Below are 14,605 nucleotides of genomic sequence, written 5' to 3'. Positions count from 1 at the left end.
CAGGCGAGAGGTCTTTATGCGGATTCTGGTGTTTCAACACGCGCTTCATGAAGGGTTGGGGCTATTCCAGCCATTGTTTCAACAGGACGGCCACCAGATCACGATCTTTCGGCCCGACTTGGGCGGGCCTGCCCCGGATCTGGCGCTGTTTGATGGCCTTTGGGTGTTGGGTGGCGCGGTTCAGGTCTGGCAGGCCGAGACGCTGGATTGGTTGCAACATGAGCTCGAGTTGGTGCGCCGGGCCGTCGTGGATCTAGAAATGCCCTTTTTTGGAATTTGCCTTGGCCATCAGATGCTGGCGCATGTTCTGGGCGGGACGGTTGGACCGGCACGCTGCCCTGAAATTGGCATTTCTTCGGTGCAGTTATTGCAAGAGCGCCCCGAGTTTTCCGGGCTTGCTCCGAGCATCAAAACGTTTCAATGGCACAGCGCCGAAATCACTGCGCTGCCGCCGGATTGCCAGCTGACTGCATTGTCACAAGCTTGCAAGGTTCAGGCCATGTCCTGGGGGTCAACCGCTCGGTCAGTGCAGTTTCACCCCGAAGTTGATCAGGCAGGCTTGCGCACCTGGGCCAAGGATCCGGCCGTGGGCGAGGCCTTTGATCAGGCCAACGGGGAAGGGGCCATGGAGGCGTGCCTGGAGCAGATGAACGCATTGAGGTCGGAAACATTGCGGCTGGCAGAGCATCTATATCGCAACTGGATGGCAGAAAGCCGGTCTGCCTGCAGACCTTTTCGAGAGTCTGCACGGCATCGTCGCCCCGGTAAGTGAAGCGTGGGTCAGCCGCCGGACAGTGCCGGGAATGCGTGTCAACAACGGTCAGGATGCGCAGTTTATTACTCAGGGCGAGCTGGCCGTGGACGAAATCCATCGCCCAGACGTCGTTGGGCCGATCGCTTCCTGGCGATCTTCACGTATCTCTGCCTTCACCCGGCGCTTCAGATGCTTGTTCCTGAACTGTAGACCCAACTAGTTGGCCCAACTGACCCGAGCGTGCATATTTGGGCGTCATGAAAAAAATAGTGAACATGTAAACCAGTTGCCATTCGTTGTGCCCTATGCGAACCGATAAGACGCGGACAAACTGGACTTTTGCGTTTGCGGCGGATGCACGTGCCGAAAACCCAAATCTTTGAACCTATTAAACGCGGATGGAGTGGATGGCGTCTGCTCCCAAACACCGCATTTGCGGCAACGGGTGTCGGTCGCAATCTGGCGTTCGGCGCTTCGCCTTTCGTCTAAATCCACCGGTTCAACCGTCATCTCTTTGGCCTCCGATTCATCAGCGTTCGGCCGCAGCCGTCAGGCCGGGGGGGAGAGGAGACGTACTTCCAGACGGCTCTCCGGCCTCCATTCCTCTCAGAAACCTGAAAAGTTCGCTATCGGTTGTCAGGACCAGCGTCGTTCCGCCTGAAATCATGTCCTTGTAGGCCTGCATTGTCCGGGTAAACGCATAGAATTCGGCTGCTTGGGCGTCGATGTTGTAGGCTTTTGCGTAGATCGCAGCCGCCGAGGCGTCAGCCACGCCGCGGATTTCCTCGACGGCGCGATACGCTTCGGATTGTATCTTGTTCAGATCGCGAACCCGGTTGCCGCGAATTCGCGCGGCTTCGCCATTGCCTTCGGAAAGAAAACGTTCAGCGATCTGGCGGCGCTCGGAGATCATGCGGTCATAGATCTTCGGACGCACACTCTCGTTGTAATTGATCCGCTTGAAACGGATATCGAGAAGCTCGATCCCAAATACACGAACCTTCTCTGAGGCGGCTGCGAAAATCTCTTGTTCCACAAGTGCGCGGCCTTTCTGGATAGGAACCAGAGAACCTATGTCCTGCGCACGCTCCTCATCAGTCAGAAGCGTGTCCCGCAGCGGGATCCGGCCTTTCGTAGTCCGGATAATCTCTATCAACTCGTGTTTGGCGACGGCATTGCGGGTTTCGCTGCCGAGAATATCGTCCAGACGGGATTGCGCGCTGCGCTCATCGCGCAGCCGCAGGAAATATTGCAACGGGTCGGTGATTTTCCAGCGGGCGAAAAGATCGACGGAAATGTAGAGCTTGTCCTTGGTGGGCATGTCGGACGGATTGCCATCCCACTCAAGAACCCGGCGGTCGATCCGGTTGACTTCCTGAACGATGGGCAGCTTCAGCTTTAAACCGGCCGTTATAACTGGTTCTCCCACGGGTTTGCCGAATTGGGTGATAATAGCCTGTTCGACTTCGCCAACTGTGTAGAGGGAACCGGAGGCAATCACGCCAACTGCAGCCGCAATCCCTGCAATGAGGCCCAGTCTGATGCTCATGACGGGTCCTCCTGAAGCCTGTCCAGGTTCAAAAGCGGCAGGATGCTCGTAGTCGATCCTTCGACAATGATTTTTGACAGGATTGTGGGCAGAACATCCTGGAGGGTTTCTATGTATATCCGCCGCCTCGTGACCTCTGGTGCCTTGACGTATTCGGCCAAAAGCGCGGTGAACCGCGCAGCGTCGCCTTCCGCCTCGTTGATGCGTTTCAGGCGATAACCGTCAGCCTCTCGAATCCGCTGATCTTTCTCGCCCTCGGCCAGCGGAATGACTTTGTTGTACTCGCGGCGCGCCTCGTTGATCAGGCGTTCCTTTTCCTGCTGGGCCTGGTTGACCTCATTGAATGACGCCTGAACAGGCCCCGGCGGGTTGATGTTCTTCAGCTGCACCTGGTCGATACTGATGCCCATGGCGTATTTCGTGGACAGAGCCTGCATCTTAAAAAGTGCCTCGCTCTCAATCTCCTGCCGGCCGATGGTGATGACCTCGTCAACCGTGCGGTCTCCAACGACCTCGCGCATCACGGACTCAGAGACGTAGCGCAAAGTCGCGCTTGGCTCGCGTACCTCGAACAGGAACTTCAGGGGGTCCGAGATCCGATACTGCACCACCCATTCCACAAGCGCGGCGTTCAGATCTCCCGTAACCATTTCGGTTTCACGTCGGCCGTCTGACGGGCTTTGGAAGGGATCACTCCTGCCCGGCGTGGTGAATCCGAATTCCTGCTTCAGCTGCCGTTTTACGGGCACCAGTGTGGCAACGTCGATGCCAAACGGGAATTTGAAATGCAGGCCAGGCGGAACCTCAGCAGTGTATTTGCCGAAACGCTGGACAACGGCGACCGAGTCGCTCGGGACTGTGTAATAAGAAGACCAGGCTGCAACCGCCGCCAAGACTATCGCTCCTGCAACCAGTACCCCTCTCAGAGGCGGCCGCCCTTCAGGGAGTAATCCGCTCAGGCGGTCGCGGCCTTGACGAAGAAGATCGTCAATCTCGGGAGGATTGCTCTTCTGTTTGCTTTGCCATGGCCCACGGTCTTCCGGGCCGCCGTTCTGTTCGGGCATATCGTTTTCTCCCTTGCTCGTGCGAACCGGCACCCGGCGCAGACTCTGGCGGTCCGCGGGGTGGATCCACGTGTCTTATTCCCTCTGTGTCGGCATTCCTTCGTTCTCCGCAGCCTGTATTTGTGAGTTTTCTTGTGGCGATGTACCTGCTGTATCCGCATCCCGTGCCTCTTTGTCCGCCTGAGATGCGCGCCCGCCCGCGTAGAGATGCCGAAGCTGCATCTCGGAAACACCGTCGGCCTCCATCACCAGCCGAACCATCGGGTCTGCCAGCATTTCTTCGAGGAAAATTTCGGCCAGATCTTTTCCGGTCAGCTTGTCCTTTGCCAGGGCATCATCGAGGTCGGCCAGTGAAACCGCCAAGGTTCTCGTCAGGCCGGGGTGGGATGCCCGAGAATGCAGTCTCACCGCTACAGATGCTTTCCAGGCTTCCGGGTGCAGATGGTCGGGCGGTGAACACAGTTCCGTTTCAATATCGTACTCTCCTGCCGGAAGCGTCTCGTCGAAGCCAGGCACACTGAAAGGCCGGGCGAAAACCGCAATGGACTTTCTGACTAGCTCGTTCATAGGAGAAGTCCTCTCATCAAAGCGACAAGCGCGCCAAAGCTGCGGCTGCCAGAGCAATGCCCTTGTCGTGGTAGTCTCCGTGGAACACGCCATCCACCTTGACCTCCCAAATCCCATTCCTCTCTCTGACACAGACACGATCAGCTTGCGCAGTGGGATAATAGGGGTGTGCCGAAGTTTGTCTCTTTTCCGGTTGGTGCAATGGCTTAACGAGTACGCTGGAGCTCACTGTCTTTGGCAATTGCGTTTCTCCAAGGGCCATCACGGCGCGAATAAACTCCTCCGCGTAGTCATCCGCGTTCCGGTGGTCATGCTCGTGCCGCACCATGGCCATCGGCTCAACAAAACGCTTCTTCAGGTGCTCAAGAAAACGCGGTTCCGTGTGCGACATGTAAGCAATGAGCGACTGGAGAACCCGTTCATGGGCTAGAACGCGCCGTTCAAGATCGGTTGTTTCAGTCAGTTGTGGTGACATGGCGCTGCTCATCCTTCAGTGATCGTGTTTTCCGGACGCTCCGGTGACTTGTCTACGTCAAGGGCTGCAAGGCAGGCTTGCGCGATGTCCCGGTTCGGGGTCTCTGTGCCTGGTACCGTCGCCCAGCCAGCCGCCATGAGGGCCTCTCGCTGCCGGAAGGTAGAGGCTGCCCGGATCGCCGCCATCTTGGCAGCCCGTTCCGGATCGGATCGGGCCATGTCCAGACAGACTGGCACCAATGCGGTGGCAACATGTTCACGGGCCATAGCCACGGACCTGTCGTTCGAGGTTCGGCCGGTTACCCAGCCGCCCCAAGAAAATCCAGCTACACTGACAAGTACCGCGCCGATGACGGCGCCGTAGAGGCCGGGTTTAAGCCATTCGGGAGTGTTCATCGTAGTTCCTCCAGCGGCAAAGCGCCGCCTCGCTATCTTCAGATGTCATATTGAATGCCGCGGCCAAGTGCCGTTTCCAGGTCGGTCCAGGTAATTGGCCGCATTTCTGTTCGGCCCAGCGAACGCCCCTTGCCGTTTATAGTCAGGAAAATCGCTGTTCTGCGGTAAGCCGGGAAACTCAGCGTCTCGATAAGTTCTTCCTCAACCAATACTTCGTATTCACCGGCAGGCAGCTCGTCCGAATATCCGGATAGGGTAAACGGGCGCGGGAAGGTCACGGTGGATCTGATTGAACGCAGCGCCATCTCCGGTCTCCGCGATGTATACGTGCCTTCCGCGCTGCAAAGGCTGCCGTATCCTGATTGCAGAGAGGTAGCCTGCATTTGCGGTCATCATACATTATCCCAGAACCGGGCGATGCGCGCTGACCCATGTTAGCGCCGCTGGGCCCTGGGCAGTGCTGGCGAACCTTGGAGCTGCCCTGATGCTTGACTTCAGAAGTTTGGACACCGGCTGATCTGCGTCAGCGCATGCTCCAGGCGATGCGGGTATGATCAAAACAATCCGAAACATTTTGATCCTGCCAGAGGAGGCCCCGGTCATTCGGCACGTTCGCTCCCAAGATCCGAAAACAATTGAAAAGGAGGAAACGGTGATGCCCGCAGGTGGCATTCTTTACCCGCATAGCCCTGAGTTCGATCGTTTTTTGCAGGCCTTCGTTGGTGAAGACCGGAAAGGCAATGCTGTTACGGTACTTTCGGCCCTTGCAAGGCTAAAACTCGAACCTTGGGAAGAGGCAGCCGCGCTTGCCGCTTTGGAGGAAAAGGCCGCTGGTTCGCGACTGGAGATGCTGTTGTCGCAATTCCGTGACGTGCCCGAACTCAAACAGGATAGCGGAACGCTCGCGCGGGAACTGACCCGTCTTCTTCCCAAACGACGTAAGCGTTTAAGGGCTGATTCTGGTGGTGTGGAAAACCGGCCGGCAAATTTTCCTGGATTGATATGGGCGGTACTGACGATCTTCTTTCTGATTGTGCAATTAATACTCGCTGGCACTCCGGGAACGGGCCAATGACCTTGGGCAAAGCACAGGACGGCGACCGCAGGCAGGGCGGCACGCCCGGTCTGGACAATGCGATCCTCTGGGATCTGGAGGCGCGACACTGGACCAGCGGCGCGGACAGCGCTCGCACGGTGACTGCAACAAATGCAGTGATGATACTTCCCTATCCGCCAGGCATCCTTCAGGGCGGACAGATCCTGGAGCATATGAAGAAAAACACGGGCTGGCGAACCGTGGAAATGAAAGACCGTAGCCAAATCAGGCAAGGAGCCATTGCCGTGCTCGCCTATCGCGTATTCGCTGAAAAGTCGGGTTCACCAATCTATGAGGCGCTCTGCGCGTCCACATATCTTCTGGACAACGGTCGGTGGCTGCGGCTGTCACATCAGCAAACCCCCACCACCTGACTCCAGCAGGATGAATCTTCACCTTGGGGCGAAACCTCTAACGAACTTATTGACATGTGAACCGGCCCCTGGGTCTGGATTCAGAACCAGAACTTGACCACTACAGCCGATGCCCAAGCGGACAGTACAACTTTCGAGTGTCCCAGGCTAACCTGCGTCAGTGCAGCGGAGCGGAGAAGATGAGTACATATATTTGTGCCTGCCGAATCTCCGGCGGCACTCAGTTCCGAGCGAAATAGAAGCGCGTGAAGCGTGCGGTTCTTGAAACGAGCCGCATTGCCCAGCGTCTCCTACTCTCGGAATGTCCAGGAAAGGACATTCTAATGACACCTGAACAAACCAATGCCACCGAGAAGATGACCTCGGTCAAAGCAGCTTGTGACAAAGCGCCTGCCGGTCCCAGAAAGGATCGGGCGCTGGAACACTACCAGGCTGCCGAGAAAGCGCACGAGGCGAATAACTACGACGAGACGAACAGGGAACTCGACGCGGCTGCAAAAGCGATTAGCTGACTTATCTCGTCTTAGAAGAAAATCAGGCCGCCCCAAGTTTAGCGAAGGGCGGCCTCCTTCATTTCAAAAGTGGGTCGGTCTGATCCAGATACGCCAGATCGAAACCCGAAAAGCCCACCAATCCGTCATAGTCGTCGAACGTCACGCGGCCGTCCTGAAAGGTCAGCAGACCGCTTTCGCGAAGCTTCCGCAAAACACGGTTCACATGGACAGCGCTTAGGCCGAGTGCATCAGCAAGATGATACTGTGTCAATGGGCAGGCGTACCCTTCCTTGCTCCCCATTCCGACCAACTTCAGCCTTGCCCCCAGTTCCAGAAGAAAATGCGCCATGCGCGCATCCGCGGCGCGTCGGCCAACTCCAACGAGGTGTTCGACGACCATGGCTTCGTCCCGTGATGCTGCCCAGAGAACGGCTGCCGCCAGGCGAGGCGTTTTCTCGAATGCTTCCAGAAGGTCGTCCTCCAGAACCTCCACCGCCTGAATGTCCGTGACCGGCTCGAAACTGTGGTCGGAGGTGCGCAGCAGGACGCTGCGCAATCCAAGAAAATCCCCTGGTATCTGGAAGTCTACGATCTGTCGGGTTCCGTCCGGCTGAAGCTTGTAGGAACACACCCAGCCGGCGGCCAGAATGTAAGCGGCCTGATCAGATTGCCCCTGATGCACAAGATCACGCCCCGCCGTGAAGGACCGGCGGCGCAGATGCAGACGCTTCAAAACATCCAATTCATCTTCAGACAAGGCGAGGAAGACTTGTAACTTCTTTGTAAGCGGGCTTTCTAAGATATCCGTCATCGGGGCCTCACAAGCCGAAAAATCTCCAGACGCAATCGTGCGGAGACTGCTTTCGGTTAGCCCAGCTTAGCCTTTTTTCTGCGAAGATGCTGGTGAAAAGCGAGGCCGCCCGGTCGCGCGTAACTCTAAGCGTTACCTGGAAGGAAACCACAAAATGCTTAGCGAGAAGGACTTCCCGGGAGTGGCCGCCCTCTCGATCTGCGAAGCACTGCTGCTGGCTATGAACGATAACAAAGTCCTGCCTGAACACGAGATCGTGGGTATCCTGCGCGATGCGGCAAAGACACATGAGAACGCGGCTGGCACTGACAACGAGATAGAGGCGCACCTGGCCGTGGCGGCTCTGATCAACCGGATCATTGCTGGCGGGAACTCCGTTCGGAGGCCGCCGGGATGACATGCTCAATTGCACCGGGTTGGACATTGCCTATGCCGTTTTCGTCCAACTCGTACAAGGCACAGGGCCAACAGCCCGGTCATCAAGACATGCCAGTTGGCACATGCCACCAAGACGGCAGCGTCCAAACTGACATGTTGAAAGCCGGATCTGCCTCGACCGCGCGGCAAGCGCGGGTCCAGCCAGGACCCTTGCCCGTCACGGGTGGGGCACCCGGCGCGGGATACCCCTCCGGTGTAACCGGTCCGAGACAGGAAGAGGCGCAGCTGACCGCATCAGACTGGACACGAACCCTGATGAAGTACCGGCAGCCAATCCCCTCCCGCAGCATTTTCGAACTGACGGTCACGCTCGTGCCTTTCGTGGCAATATGGGCGGTTGCCTGGTGGGTGCTCTCGATCAGCACCGTGTTGGCACTGGCTCTCGCGTTGGCGAATGCAGCCTTCCTGCTCCGGCTGTTCATAATCCAGCACGACTGCGGACATGGTTCCCTGTTCCGCGACCGGCGTCTGTGCGATTGGATCGGTCGCGTGATCGGCGTTATCACGCTGACGCCCTATGACGTCTGGCGCAAGACCCACGCGATCCACCACGCCACGAGCGGAAACCTGGACCGGCGGGGCATCGGAGACCTGCCGGTGCTGACAGTCAGAGAGTACCGCGGGAAGGGATGGCCCGGCCGTACGCTTTACCGCCTGTTACGCCATCCGGTTTTCCTGTTCGGGGTGGTGCCGTTTTACACGTTCTTTCTGCACAACCGGCTGCCCGTCCATCTGATGCGGTCCGGCTGGCGCTACTGGTTGAGTGCGATGGCGACAAACGCTGCCATAGGCCTCACTCTGACAGTGATTGTCTTGCTGGGCGGGTGGGAAGTACTGCTGTTCGTCTTCCTGCCGACGATGCTTCTGGCCGCAATAGCCGGCATGTGGTTTTTCTACATGCAGCATCAGTTTGAGAAAACCAGCTGGCGGCACGAGGAAGACTGGAACATCCGGGACGCGTCCCTTCACGGCAGTTCGCACTACGCTCTGCCCGGCATCCTGCGCTGGATCACCGGGAACATCGGAGTCCACCATGTGCATCATCTGGCCAGCCGCATCCCCTTTTACCGTTTGCACGACGTAGTCAAGGATCACGACGCCCTGGCGCAGACCAGACGCATTACGCTTTGGGAAAGCTTCCGCTGCGCGCGACTGCACCTTTGGGATGAGAAAAGCCGCAGATTGCTATCGTTTGCAGAGGCCCGGGCACTTCCCGTCTGAGCCTTGCGAAATATTGCCACTGGTCAGTGAATTGGCGCGTTGGATAGGAAACTGGGGGCACCTAAATAGGACATTTGTCGTTCCACGGACGGCCACGTCTGTGCCAGTTGGGTTTCTTTCTGAGCCAGTATTGTCGGGACAATTGGGATGATTACTCAGTTGTCGCTCTAATCAGGAAGGTGGATGCTGTGACCGCCATATCGTCAGCGGCAAAGGTATGAATGAAGGAGGGCGGACTGATTGATCTCATCGCCGACTATGAACCCTATCTTGCGCTCGCAGTTGTCGTCCTTCTGTTCGCAGCATTTCTTTCCGAGCGCTTCGAACCGGACGTAACCGCTGCGGGGGCCGCCGCGCTGTTTGTCGTCTTGGGGTTTGTCCCCACGAATGAAGTTTTGGCAGCGTTTTCGAACCCTGCACCCATAACGATCGCTGCGATGTTCGTGATCAGCGGCGCGCTGGTCCGAACCGGGCTTCTCGACGCACTTGCGAACAAGGTTGTCGCCGCAGGGAGCAAGCGCCCGGTCGCCGGTATAGCGGCGTTTCTCATCGCGACGCTAGTCGCCTCGGGTCTGATTAACAACACTCCGGTCGTCATCGTCCTCATACCGGTGGCCATTCGTTTGGCGCAGAGCCTGGGCTTTGCTGCGACACGCCTGTTGATTCCGCTATCCTACATGTCCGTCCTGGGCGGGACGTGTACTCTGATCGGCACGTCGACCAACCTTCTGGTGGACGGCGTTTCCCAGGCGTCTGGCTTGGAACCGTTTTCAATTTTCGAGATCACACCGGTCGGTCTGGTGGCCGCGGCCACAGGCGGTGTGGCGCTCCTCCTGCTTGGACCTGTCCTGCTGCCGGACCGAAAGGATATTGCGGAACAGGGCGGCGACGATGAAGCGACTTTTTTGACCGAGGTACGCCCGCGAGAGGACTACCCGAATATTGGTCGAACGATTCATGAAATCGCCGCCCTCAGCCGAAGAGGTGTTGAAATCGTCGGCATCCGTGCGCGTTTTGGAGTCAAGAGAGAGGGATTGAGTGAACACATACTCGAACCGGGCGACAGGATCATTGCCAAGGTTGCGACATCAGAACTGCTCACCCTCAGGAAACTTGAAGGGATCGAAGTCGGGTTGCGCCAGGGGCCAGCGGCCGAAAACACCTCGGAGCTGATCGTCGCCGAAGCTATCGTGACGCTTTCACGCCGAAGCCGCGGAGTGCGCATTGCCCAGCTTGCCATGGGGCACCGATACGGCATGCGTGTTCTTGGTGCCCACCGACATGGGGAAGTGCTTGGACCCGACCTGTCGACGGCGCTATTGCGCCCCGCCGATACGCTGCTTTTGGAAGGAACGCCTGAAGGCTTTGCCCGAATGACCGAGGCGGGCGATCTTGCCGCGATCACGGATGCCGGGGGGCGCGCCTTCCGCCGCGGGAAAGCGCCGCTGGCTCTGTTCGCGCTTTTCGCGGTTGTGGCGCTCGCCGCAGCCGGGTTCGCCGAGATCAGCGTGCTTGCCCTTGTCGCGGTCGCTGCCATCCTCGTGCTCCGGTGCATCGACAGCGGCGAAGCCTGGGCGTCCATCGACGCCAGCGTCCTTGTGCTGATCTTTTCCATGCTAATCGTCGGCAGCGGTATGCAGAATGCAGGAGCAGTCAACCTGATCGTGGAGACATTGGTGCCGACTCTCGTAGAGTTGCCCCTAATTGTCACGCTCGCTGTGATCTACATACTGTCTTCGGCGCTCACCGAGGCGGTTACCAACAACGCCGTAGCCGTCGTCGTTACACCTCTCGCGATCGGTGTTGCGGAACAACTCGGTGTCGACGCCAAGCCGTTCGTCGTCGCTGTGATGTTTGGCGCAAGTGCAAGTTTCGCCACTCCGGTCGGCTATCAGACCAACACATTGGTATATGGCGCTGGGAACTACAAGTTTTCCGACTTCCTCAGGATCGGCGTGCCGATGAATCTTATCGTCGGCGCAGCCGTGGTTGGGGTGATCCCGGTATTCTTCCCATTCTAGGGTACCCGGTCTTGTTCTGCGGTGCTTGTGGCGCTTTTTGTGCGCGCTGCGTGAATTGTCAGCAGGAGCAGCATGAGGATCCCGGCCGTTGCGGCAATAGCTGATCCTGAGAGAGTTCCAAGCTTTGCGGCGTTCAGCGTCGCCGGATCGAAGGCCAAGCCCGCTATGAACAGCGACATCGTGAAACCGATACCAGTGAGAAACGAGCCGGCCAGAATTAACGGCCCCGACAAGCCCGGCGCTAACACTGCCAGGCCTGATCGGACAGCTAGCCAGCTGAACCCGAAGACGCCGATCGGTTTTCCTAGCACCAGACCGACAATTATCGCCAAGGAGACCGGTTGTTCGAAATCGGCACCCTGAACCGTGATGCCGGCATTTGCCAGCGCGAAAATCGGCATGATTGCAAAGCCGACCCAAGGGTGCAGCATTGTCTCGAGCCGTTCGACTGGCGAGAGTGCCTCCGTGACCGCTCTGCTTGCTTGACGCAGGTTATGGCGGGTTGCGGTATCTCCCTGCTGCCGATCGCCGGCCGGAACGGCGCGTAGGCGTCCAAGGATTGCATGCAGCCGGGCATCGCTTACCCATATGCGCGTCGGCGTCATAAGGCCCAGAATGACCCCTGCGATGGTCGCATGAACGCCGGAGGCATCGATGCATAGCCAGACTGCCGCACCGAGAAGAAAATAAACCGGGACACTTCTGATCCCGACGCGCGAGGCGCCTGCGACGACACCAATTCCCAGCAGACCCAAACCGAGCGCCGACCAGTTCAACGCTTCCCCGTAACCGAAGGCGACGACGAGAATTGCGCCGACATCGTCAAAAATGGCCAGAGAAAGAAGGAACAGACGCAAGGTGGACGGGATCCGCCTTCCGAAAAGCGCCAGGCATCCAATCACGAACGCCGTATCGGTTGCCATCACGGTTCCCCAGCCGTGCGCCTCGGGCTGCCCGGACATCAACAAATGATAGAGCCCGACCGGCACCACCATGCCACCCAAAGCGCCCGCGAACGGCAGGGCGGCCTGTCGCGGGTTTTGCAATTCGCCCAGTACGATCTCGCGCTTGAGCTCCAGAGAAAGCACGAAAAAGAAGAGGGTCATCAGCCCGTCGTTGATCCAGTGTCGCAGCGAGCGGGTGAAATCGAACGAACCGAATGTCAGGCCAATTGGGGTCTTCCAGAAGCCCAGGAAGCCTTCTTGCCAAGGCGAGTTTGCCAGCGCCACAGCCAGCAGAACAGCCAGGAATAGGAGCCCACTCGCGGCCGCTTGGATCTCAAGGAAGCGTGCGAAGGGTTTTGTTATCCTGTCGGCGGACTCTTGGGGCAGGCTTTGATGATTGTCTATCATGGGACAACTACGCCAATTCGGGTAAAAAGAGACTACGCCATTGAAGCGTGGACGCAATGACCACGTGGACCAGTGTCTTGCTATGCAGGAGCCATCCACGCAGGATATTCACCAGCAGGTTTTTCAGTTTCTGAGAAACGGACAATGCGGAAACGGTTGATTAGGCTTCACAAATTAAGGAACAGGTTAGCATCCGGCATTCATGAAGCCCCGGAGTTGGTTCTTTGTCATTTCCCCGGGAACGGCTCCGAACAATAGCTGGATCGTCACCAGAAGTCGTTTGTCAGGCTTCGGTGCTTCGGCTCTTTCCTTGAGCCAGCTGTAACTTTCCAAAGTTGAGTCCGCTTCACTCAGAATTTTGAAACCAGCGGCCAATAGATGCGTGGACATTTCCTCGGGTGTCGCGAGATGACTGATCGAAGGTTCTGAAGCCTAAGGTGCCGGATACAAAACTCACCGCCTTCTCCCTGCAAAATGTCATAAATTCTAAACCTTGCGCCGGGTTTGAGAAAACTTCGCGCCTCGGCATAGACCGTAGCCTTTTCCGGGACGTTCATAGCGACGTGAACTGGAACCGCACCATCGAAATGGTTGTCGGGAAAAGAAAGGTTTGTTGAATCACCCTGAAGGAACACGGTTTTGTCGCTCAAGTTGACCCCTTCCGAAATCTCGTTTGCCGCATCGTATAACTCTTGCGTCAAATCCATCTTCCTTGGCCGGTATCTTCGATCCGAAGACTTCCACAGCGCGAAACACGAAGGGCTGGTTCAGACGTCTGTATCAGCAAGCGCCCGGTATACGGTCATTCTTGAAATCCCTAGTTCACGCGCGATCTGGGCTTTTGCGGTGCCCTCGCTCGCCAATCGCCGGATTTCCTCATCATCTACGGATTTCCGCCGCCCCTTGTAGACACCCTTACCTTTGGCGGTGTCGATCCCAGCACGCTGACGGTCGCGGATAAACTTCAGCTCCATATCGGCGACCATACCGAGAACGGTGATGACCATGCGACCCATATCTCCGGCGGTGGTTACGTGCGGTTCAAGAACACGAAGTGATGCGCCCTTGGCGTCCAACTCATATACCAAGTTCAGCACGTCACGCGTGGAACGACCGAGGCGATCTAGGCGATGAACAACCAGCTCATCCCCTTCGCGCAGAAATTCCATCACTGTAGCCAATTCAGAACGGTCATCACGGGAAGCACCAGAGACTGTTTCGGATCGGACGATCTGACAGCCTGCTGCTCTCAGCGTGGCTTTCTGGATATCAAGATCCTGGCTTGATGAGCTGACGCGGGCATATCCAATCTTGGGCATAGCAAACTGTCACATTAGGGTGGTTCCCATTCTGATAATGTAACAATATGCTGTTGACTACTCATTTGTGACATCTTGGCGTGCCACATCACCCTGTCTCCTGCGGGTGTACCCTTTTGTGACGCACAGATCACGCGGCCATTGCCCCAAAGTCGATCCGCTTTTCCAAATCGACATCGAACCGACCATACGGATTGATGTGGGAATAGATCAATGGAGTGAGGCCGTGGTAATCCCGCTCGGACAGGCGAGTTGCCCATCCTGGTTCCGACAACACGGATTGCACCATGCGTGTGTTCACATAGACAAGGGATGCCTGAAGCAGATGCAAGGCATGGGCGGAGATTTCCTGATCGGCAATCCGGTTGCTGGAAATCTCGCCGCCTTTGCCAAAGAACACGAAGCCATTGGCGCTGTTCCAGTTCTCCACTACATTCAGTCCTTCATGAATCTCGCGGCGGAAATCTTCGGATCGTAGATACCTGCACAGAAAGATAGTCTTGATCGCACGCCCCAGTTCAGCGAGTGCCTTGTATGTTGGATGCATCACATCGGCGCGTGCAAAGCGACGCAGGATGGCTTCCGGATCGGCCGTGCCTGGACTTCGTCCCTGTTTCCGGACAGTTTCACTATTGACCCTATGCGGCCATTTTCCAAGTCATATTGTTAAAGGCC

The 14,605-nt window shown here is 57.4% G+C and carries 17 protein-coding genes and 2 pseudogenes; 7 read left to right on the top strand and 12 right to left on the bottom strand.

The annotated features are described in order from the left end of the window. Positions 1–16 precede the first annotated feature (16 nt). The gene (locus AC2FPW_RS04325; protein ID WP_496812666.1) at positions 17–772 is read left to right on the top strand and encodes a type 1 glutamine amidotransferase; all 756 of its coding nucleotides are present in this window, start codon (positions 17–19) and stop codon (positions 770–772) included. Here the strand turns inward: AC2FPW_RS04325 and AC2FPW_RS04320 are convergent. The 7 genes and pseudogenes from AC2FPW_RS04320 to AC2FPW_RS04290 all read right to left on the bottom strand — a co-directional run. Next, positions 687–970: pseudogene (locus tag AC2FPW_RS04320) on the bottom strand (integrase catalytic domain-containing protein); the annotation flags it as partial. The gene AC2FPW_RS04325 and the pseudogene AC2FPW_RS04320 overlap by 86 nt on opposite strands. A 313-nt stretch (positions 971–1,283) precedes the next feature. Continuing rightward, positions 1,284–2,303 (bottom strand): protease modulator HflC, encoded by a 1,020-nt coding sequence (gene hflC / locus AC2FPW_RS04315; RefSeq protein WP_496812665.1) that lies wholly within the window; start codon positions 2,301–2,303, stop codon positions 1,284–1,286. Continuing rightward, on the bottom strand, positions 2,300–3,367 hold the full coding sequence (hflK, locus tag AC2FPW_RS04310; RefSeq protein ID WP_496812664.1) for an FtsH protease activity modulator HflK: 1,068 nt from the start codon (positions 3,365–3,367) through the stop codon (positions 2,300–2,302). Before hflK ends, hflC begins: the two co-directional genes overlap by 4 nt. Positions 3,368–3,442: 75 nt before the next feature. Beyond that, positions 3,443–3,934, bottom strand: coding sequence for a hypothetical protein (locus AC2FPW_RS04305; RefSeq protein WP_496809054.1), 492 nt, complete (start codon positions 3,932–3,934; stop codon positions 3,443–3,445). 16 nt (positions 3,935–3,950) lie between these two features. Continuing rightward, on the bottom strand, positions 3,951–4,409 hold the full coding sequence (locus AC2FPW_RS04300; protein ID WP_496809055.1) for a hypothetical protein: 459 nt from the start codon (positions 4,407–4,409) through the stop codon (positions 3,951–3,953). An 8-nt stretch (positions 4,410–4,417) separates the two neighbouring features. Beyond that, the gene (locus tag AC2FPW_RS04295) at positions 4,418–4,804 is read right to left on the bottom strand and encodes a hypothetical protein (protein WP_496809056.1); all 387 of its coding nucleotides are present in this window, start codon (positions 4,802–4,804) and stop codon (positions 4,418–4,420) included. A 38-nt stretch (positions 4,805–4,842) separates the two neighbouring features. Further along, the gene (locus tag AC2FPW_RS04290) at positions 4,843–5,109 is read right to left on the bottom strand and encodes a hypothetical protein (protein WP_496812663.1); all 267 of its coding nucleotides are present in this window, start codon (positions 5,107–5,109) and stop codon (positions 4,843–4,845) included. 245 nt (positions 5,110–5,354) lie between these two features. On the opposite strand from AC2FPW_RS04290, the gene AC2FPW_RS04285 reads away from it, so the two are divergent. The 3 genes from AC2FPW_RS04285 to AC2FPW_RS04275 all read left to right on the top strand — a co-directional run bounded on the left by AC2FPW_RS04285 (position 5,355) and on the right by AC2FPW_RS04275 (position 6,786). Beyond that, the gene (locus AC2FPW_RS04285; RefSeq protein WP_496812662.1) at positions 5,355–5,879 is read left to right on the top strand and encodes a hypothetical protein; all 525 of its coding nucleotides are present in this window, start codon (positions 5,355–5,357) and stop codon (positions 5,877–5,879) included. Next, a complete protein-coding gene (locus tag AC2FPW_RS04280; RefSeq protein ID WP_496812661.1) occupies positions 5,876–6,274 on the top strand; it encodes a hypothetical protein in 399 nt (132 codons plus the stop codon). Before AC2FPW_RS04285 ends, AC2FPW_RS04280 begins: the two co-directional genes overlap by 4 nt. A gap of 323 nt (positions 6,275–6,597) precedes the next feature. Beyond that, complete coding sequence (locus AC2FPW_RS04275; protein ID WP_496812660.1) at positions 6,598–6,786, top strand: hypothetical protein; 189 nt, start codon at positions 6,598–6,600, stop codon at positions 6,784–6,786. 58 nt (positions 6,787–6,844) lie between these two features. Here AC2FPW_RS04275 and AC2FPW_RS04270 read toward each other — a convergent pair whose 3' ends face one another. Next, positions 6,845–7,579 carry a Crp/Fnr family transcriptional regulator gene (locus AC2FPW_RS04270; protein ID WP_496812659.1) on the bottom strand — a complete coding sequence of 245 codons (735 nt, stop codon included), beginning with the start codon at positions 7,577–7,579 and terminating at the stop codon, positions 6,845–6,847. A gap of 154 nt (positions 7,580–7,733) precedes the next feature. Between AC2FPW_RS04270 and AC2FPW_RS04265 the strand changes: the two genes are divergently transcribed. The 3 genes from AC2FPW_RS04265 (at position 7,734) to AC2FPW_RS04255 (ending at position 11,259) form a co-directional block, all read left to right on the top strand. After that, positions 7,734–7,976 (top strand): hypothetical protein, encoded by a 243-nt coding sequence (locus AC2FPW_RS04265; RefSeq protein WP_010442275.1) that lies wholly within the window; start codon positions 7,734–7,736, stop codon positions 7,974–7,976. Between the two features lie 296 nt (positions 7,977–8,272). After that, positions 8,273–9,238, top strand: a complete 966-nt coding sequence (locus AC2FPW_RS04260) for a fatty acid desaturase (protein WP_037321711.1) — start codon at positions 8,273–8,275, stop codon at positions 9,236–9,238. 221 nt (positions 9,239–9,459) lie between these two features. After that, positions 9,460–11,259, top strand: coding sequence for an SLC13 family permease (locus tag AC2FPW_RS04255; RefSeq protein WP_496812658.1), 1,800 nt, complete (start codon positions 9,460–9,462; stop codon positions 11,257–11,259). Here AC2FPW_RS04255 and nhaA read toward each other — a convergent pair. The 4 genes and pseudogenes from nhaA to AC2FPW_RS04235 all read right to left on the bottom strand — a co-directional run. Continuing rightward, complete coding sequence (gene nhaA, locus AC2FPW_RS04250) at positions 11,256–12,611, bottom strand: Na+/H+ antiporter NhaA (RefSeq protein ID WP_496812657.1); 1,356 nt, start codon at positions 12,609–12,611, stop codon at positions 11,256–11,258. The two genes, AC2FPW_RS04255 and nhaA, sit on opposite strands and share 4 nt — an antisense overlap. Before the next feature lie 350 nt (positions 12,612–12,961). Further along, on the bottom strand, positions 12,962–13,318 hold the full coding sequence (locus AC2FPW_RS04245) for a class I SAM-dependent methyltransferase (protein WP_496812656.1): 357 nt from the start codon (positions 13,316–13,318) through the stop codon (positions 12,962–12,964). Positions 13,319–13,378: 60 nt separating this feature from the next. Then, on the bottom strand, positions 13,379–13,930 hold the full coding sequence (locus tag AC2FPW_RS04240) for a recombinase family protein (protein ID WP_260027330.1): 552 nt from the start codon (positions 13,928–13,930) through the stop codon (positions 13,379–13,381). 130 nt (positions 13,931–14,060) lie between these two features. After that, positions 14,061–14,528: pseudogene (locus tag AC2FPW_RS04235) on the bottom strand (Tn3 family transposase); the annotation flags it as partial. Between the last annotated feature and the right edge of the window lie 77 nt (positions 14,529–14,605).

This window comes from Ruegeria sp. SATB027 (assembly GCF_059613825.1).
Note: the sequence above shows the minus strand (reverse complement) of the source record. Positions and strands in the feature narration are given on the sequence as shown.

Coding starts and splice junctions, on each gene's coding strand:
- AC2FPW_RS04325 (WP_496812666.1), top strand. CDS start 17: ATGCGGATTCTGGTGTTTCAACACGCGCTTCATGAAGGGTTGGGGCTA.
- hflC (WP_496812665.1), bottom strand. CDS start 2,303: ATGAGCATCAGACTGGGCCTCATTGCAGGGATTGCGGCTGCAGTTGGC.
- hflK (WP_496812664.1), bottom strand. CDS start 3,367: ATGCCCGAACAGAACGGCGGCCCGGAAGACCGTGGGCCATGGCAAAGC.
- AC2FPW_RS04305 (WP_496809054.1), bottom strand. CDS start 3,934: ATGAACGAGCTAGTCAGAAAGTCCATTGCGGTTTTCGCCCGGCCTTTC.
- AC2FPW_RS04300 (WP_496809055.1), bottom strand. CDS start 4,409: ATGTCACCACAACTGACTGAAACAACCGATCTTGAACGGCGCGTTCTA.
- AC2FPW_RS04295 (WP_496809056.1), bottom strand. CDS start 4,804: ATGAACACTCCCGAATGGCTTAAACCCGGCCTCTACGGCGCCGTCATC.
- AC2FPW_RS04290 (WP_496812663.1), bottom strand. CDS start 5,109: ATGGCGCTGCGTTCAATCAGATCCACCGTGACCTTCCCGCGCCCGTTT.
- AC2FPW_RS04285 (WP_496812662.1), top strand. CDS start 5,355: ATGATCAAAACAATCCGAAACATTTTGATCCTGCCAGAGGAGGCCCCG.
- AC2FPW_RS04280 (WP_496812661.1), top strand. CDS start 5,876: ATGACCTTGGGCAAAGCACAGGACGGCGACCGCAGGCAGGGCGGCACG.
- AC2FPW_RS04275 (WP_496812660.1), top strand. CDS start 6,598: ATGACACCTGAACAAACCAATGCCACCGAGAAGATGACCTCGGTCAAA.
- AC2FPW_RS04270 (WP_496812659.1), bottom strand. CDS start 7,579: ATGACGGATATCTTAGAAAGCCCGCTTACAAAGAAGTTACAAGTCTTC.
- AC2FPW_RS04265 (WP_010442275.1), top strand. CDS start 7,734: ATGCTTAGCGAGAAGGACTTCCCGGGAGTGGCCGCCCTCTCGATCTGC.
- AC2FPW_RS04260 (WP_037321711.1), top strand. CDS start 8,273: ATGAAGTACCGGCAGCCAATCCCCTCCCGCAGCATTTTCGAACTGACG.
- AC2FPW_RS04255 (WP_496812658.1), top strand. CDS start 9,460: ATGAAGGAGGGCGGACTGATTGATCTCATCGCCGACTATGAACCCTAT.
- nhaA (WP_496812657.1), bottom strand. CDS start 12,611: ATGATAGACAATCATCAAAGCCTGCCCCAAGAGTCCGCCGACAGGATA.
- AC2FPW_RS04245 (WP_496812656.1), bottom strand. CDS start 13,318: ATGGATTTGACGCAAGAGTTATACGATGCGGCAAACGAGATTTCGGAA.
- AC2FPW_RS04240 (WP_260027330.1), bottom strand. CDS start 13,930: ATGCCCAAGATTGGATATGCCCGCGTCAGCTCATCAAGCCAGGATCTT.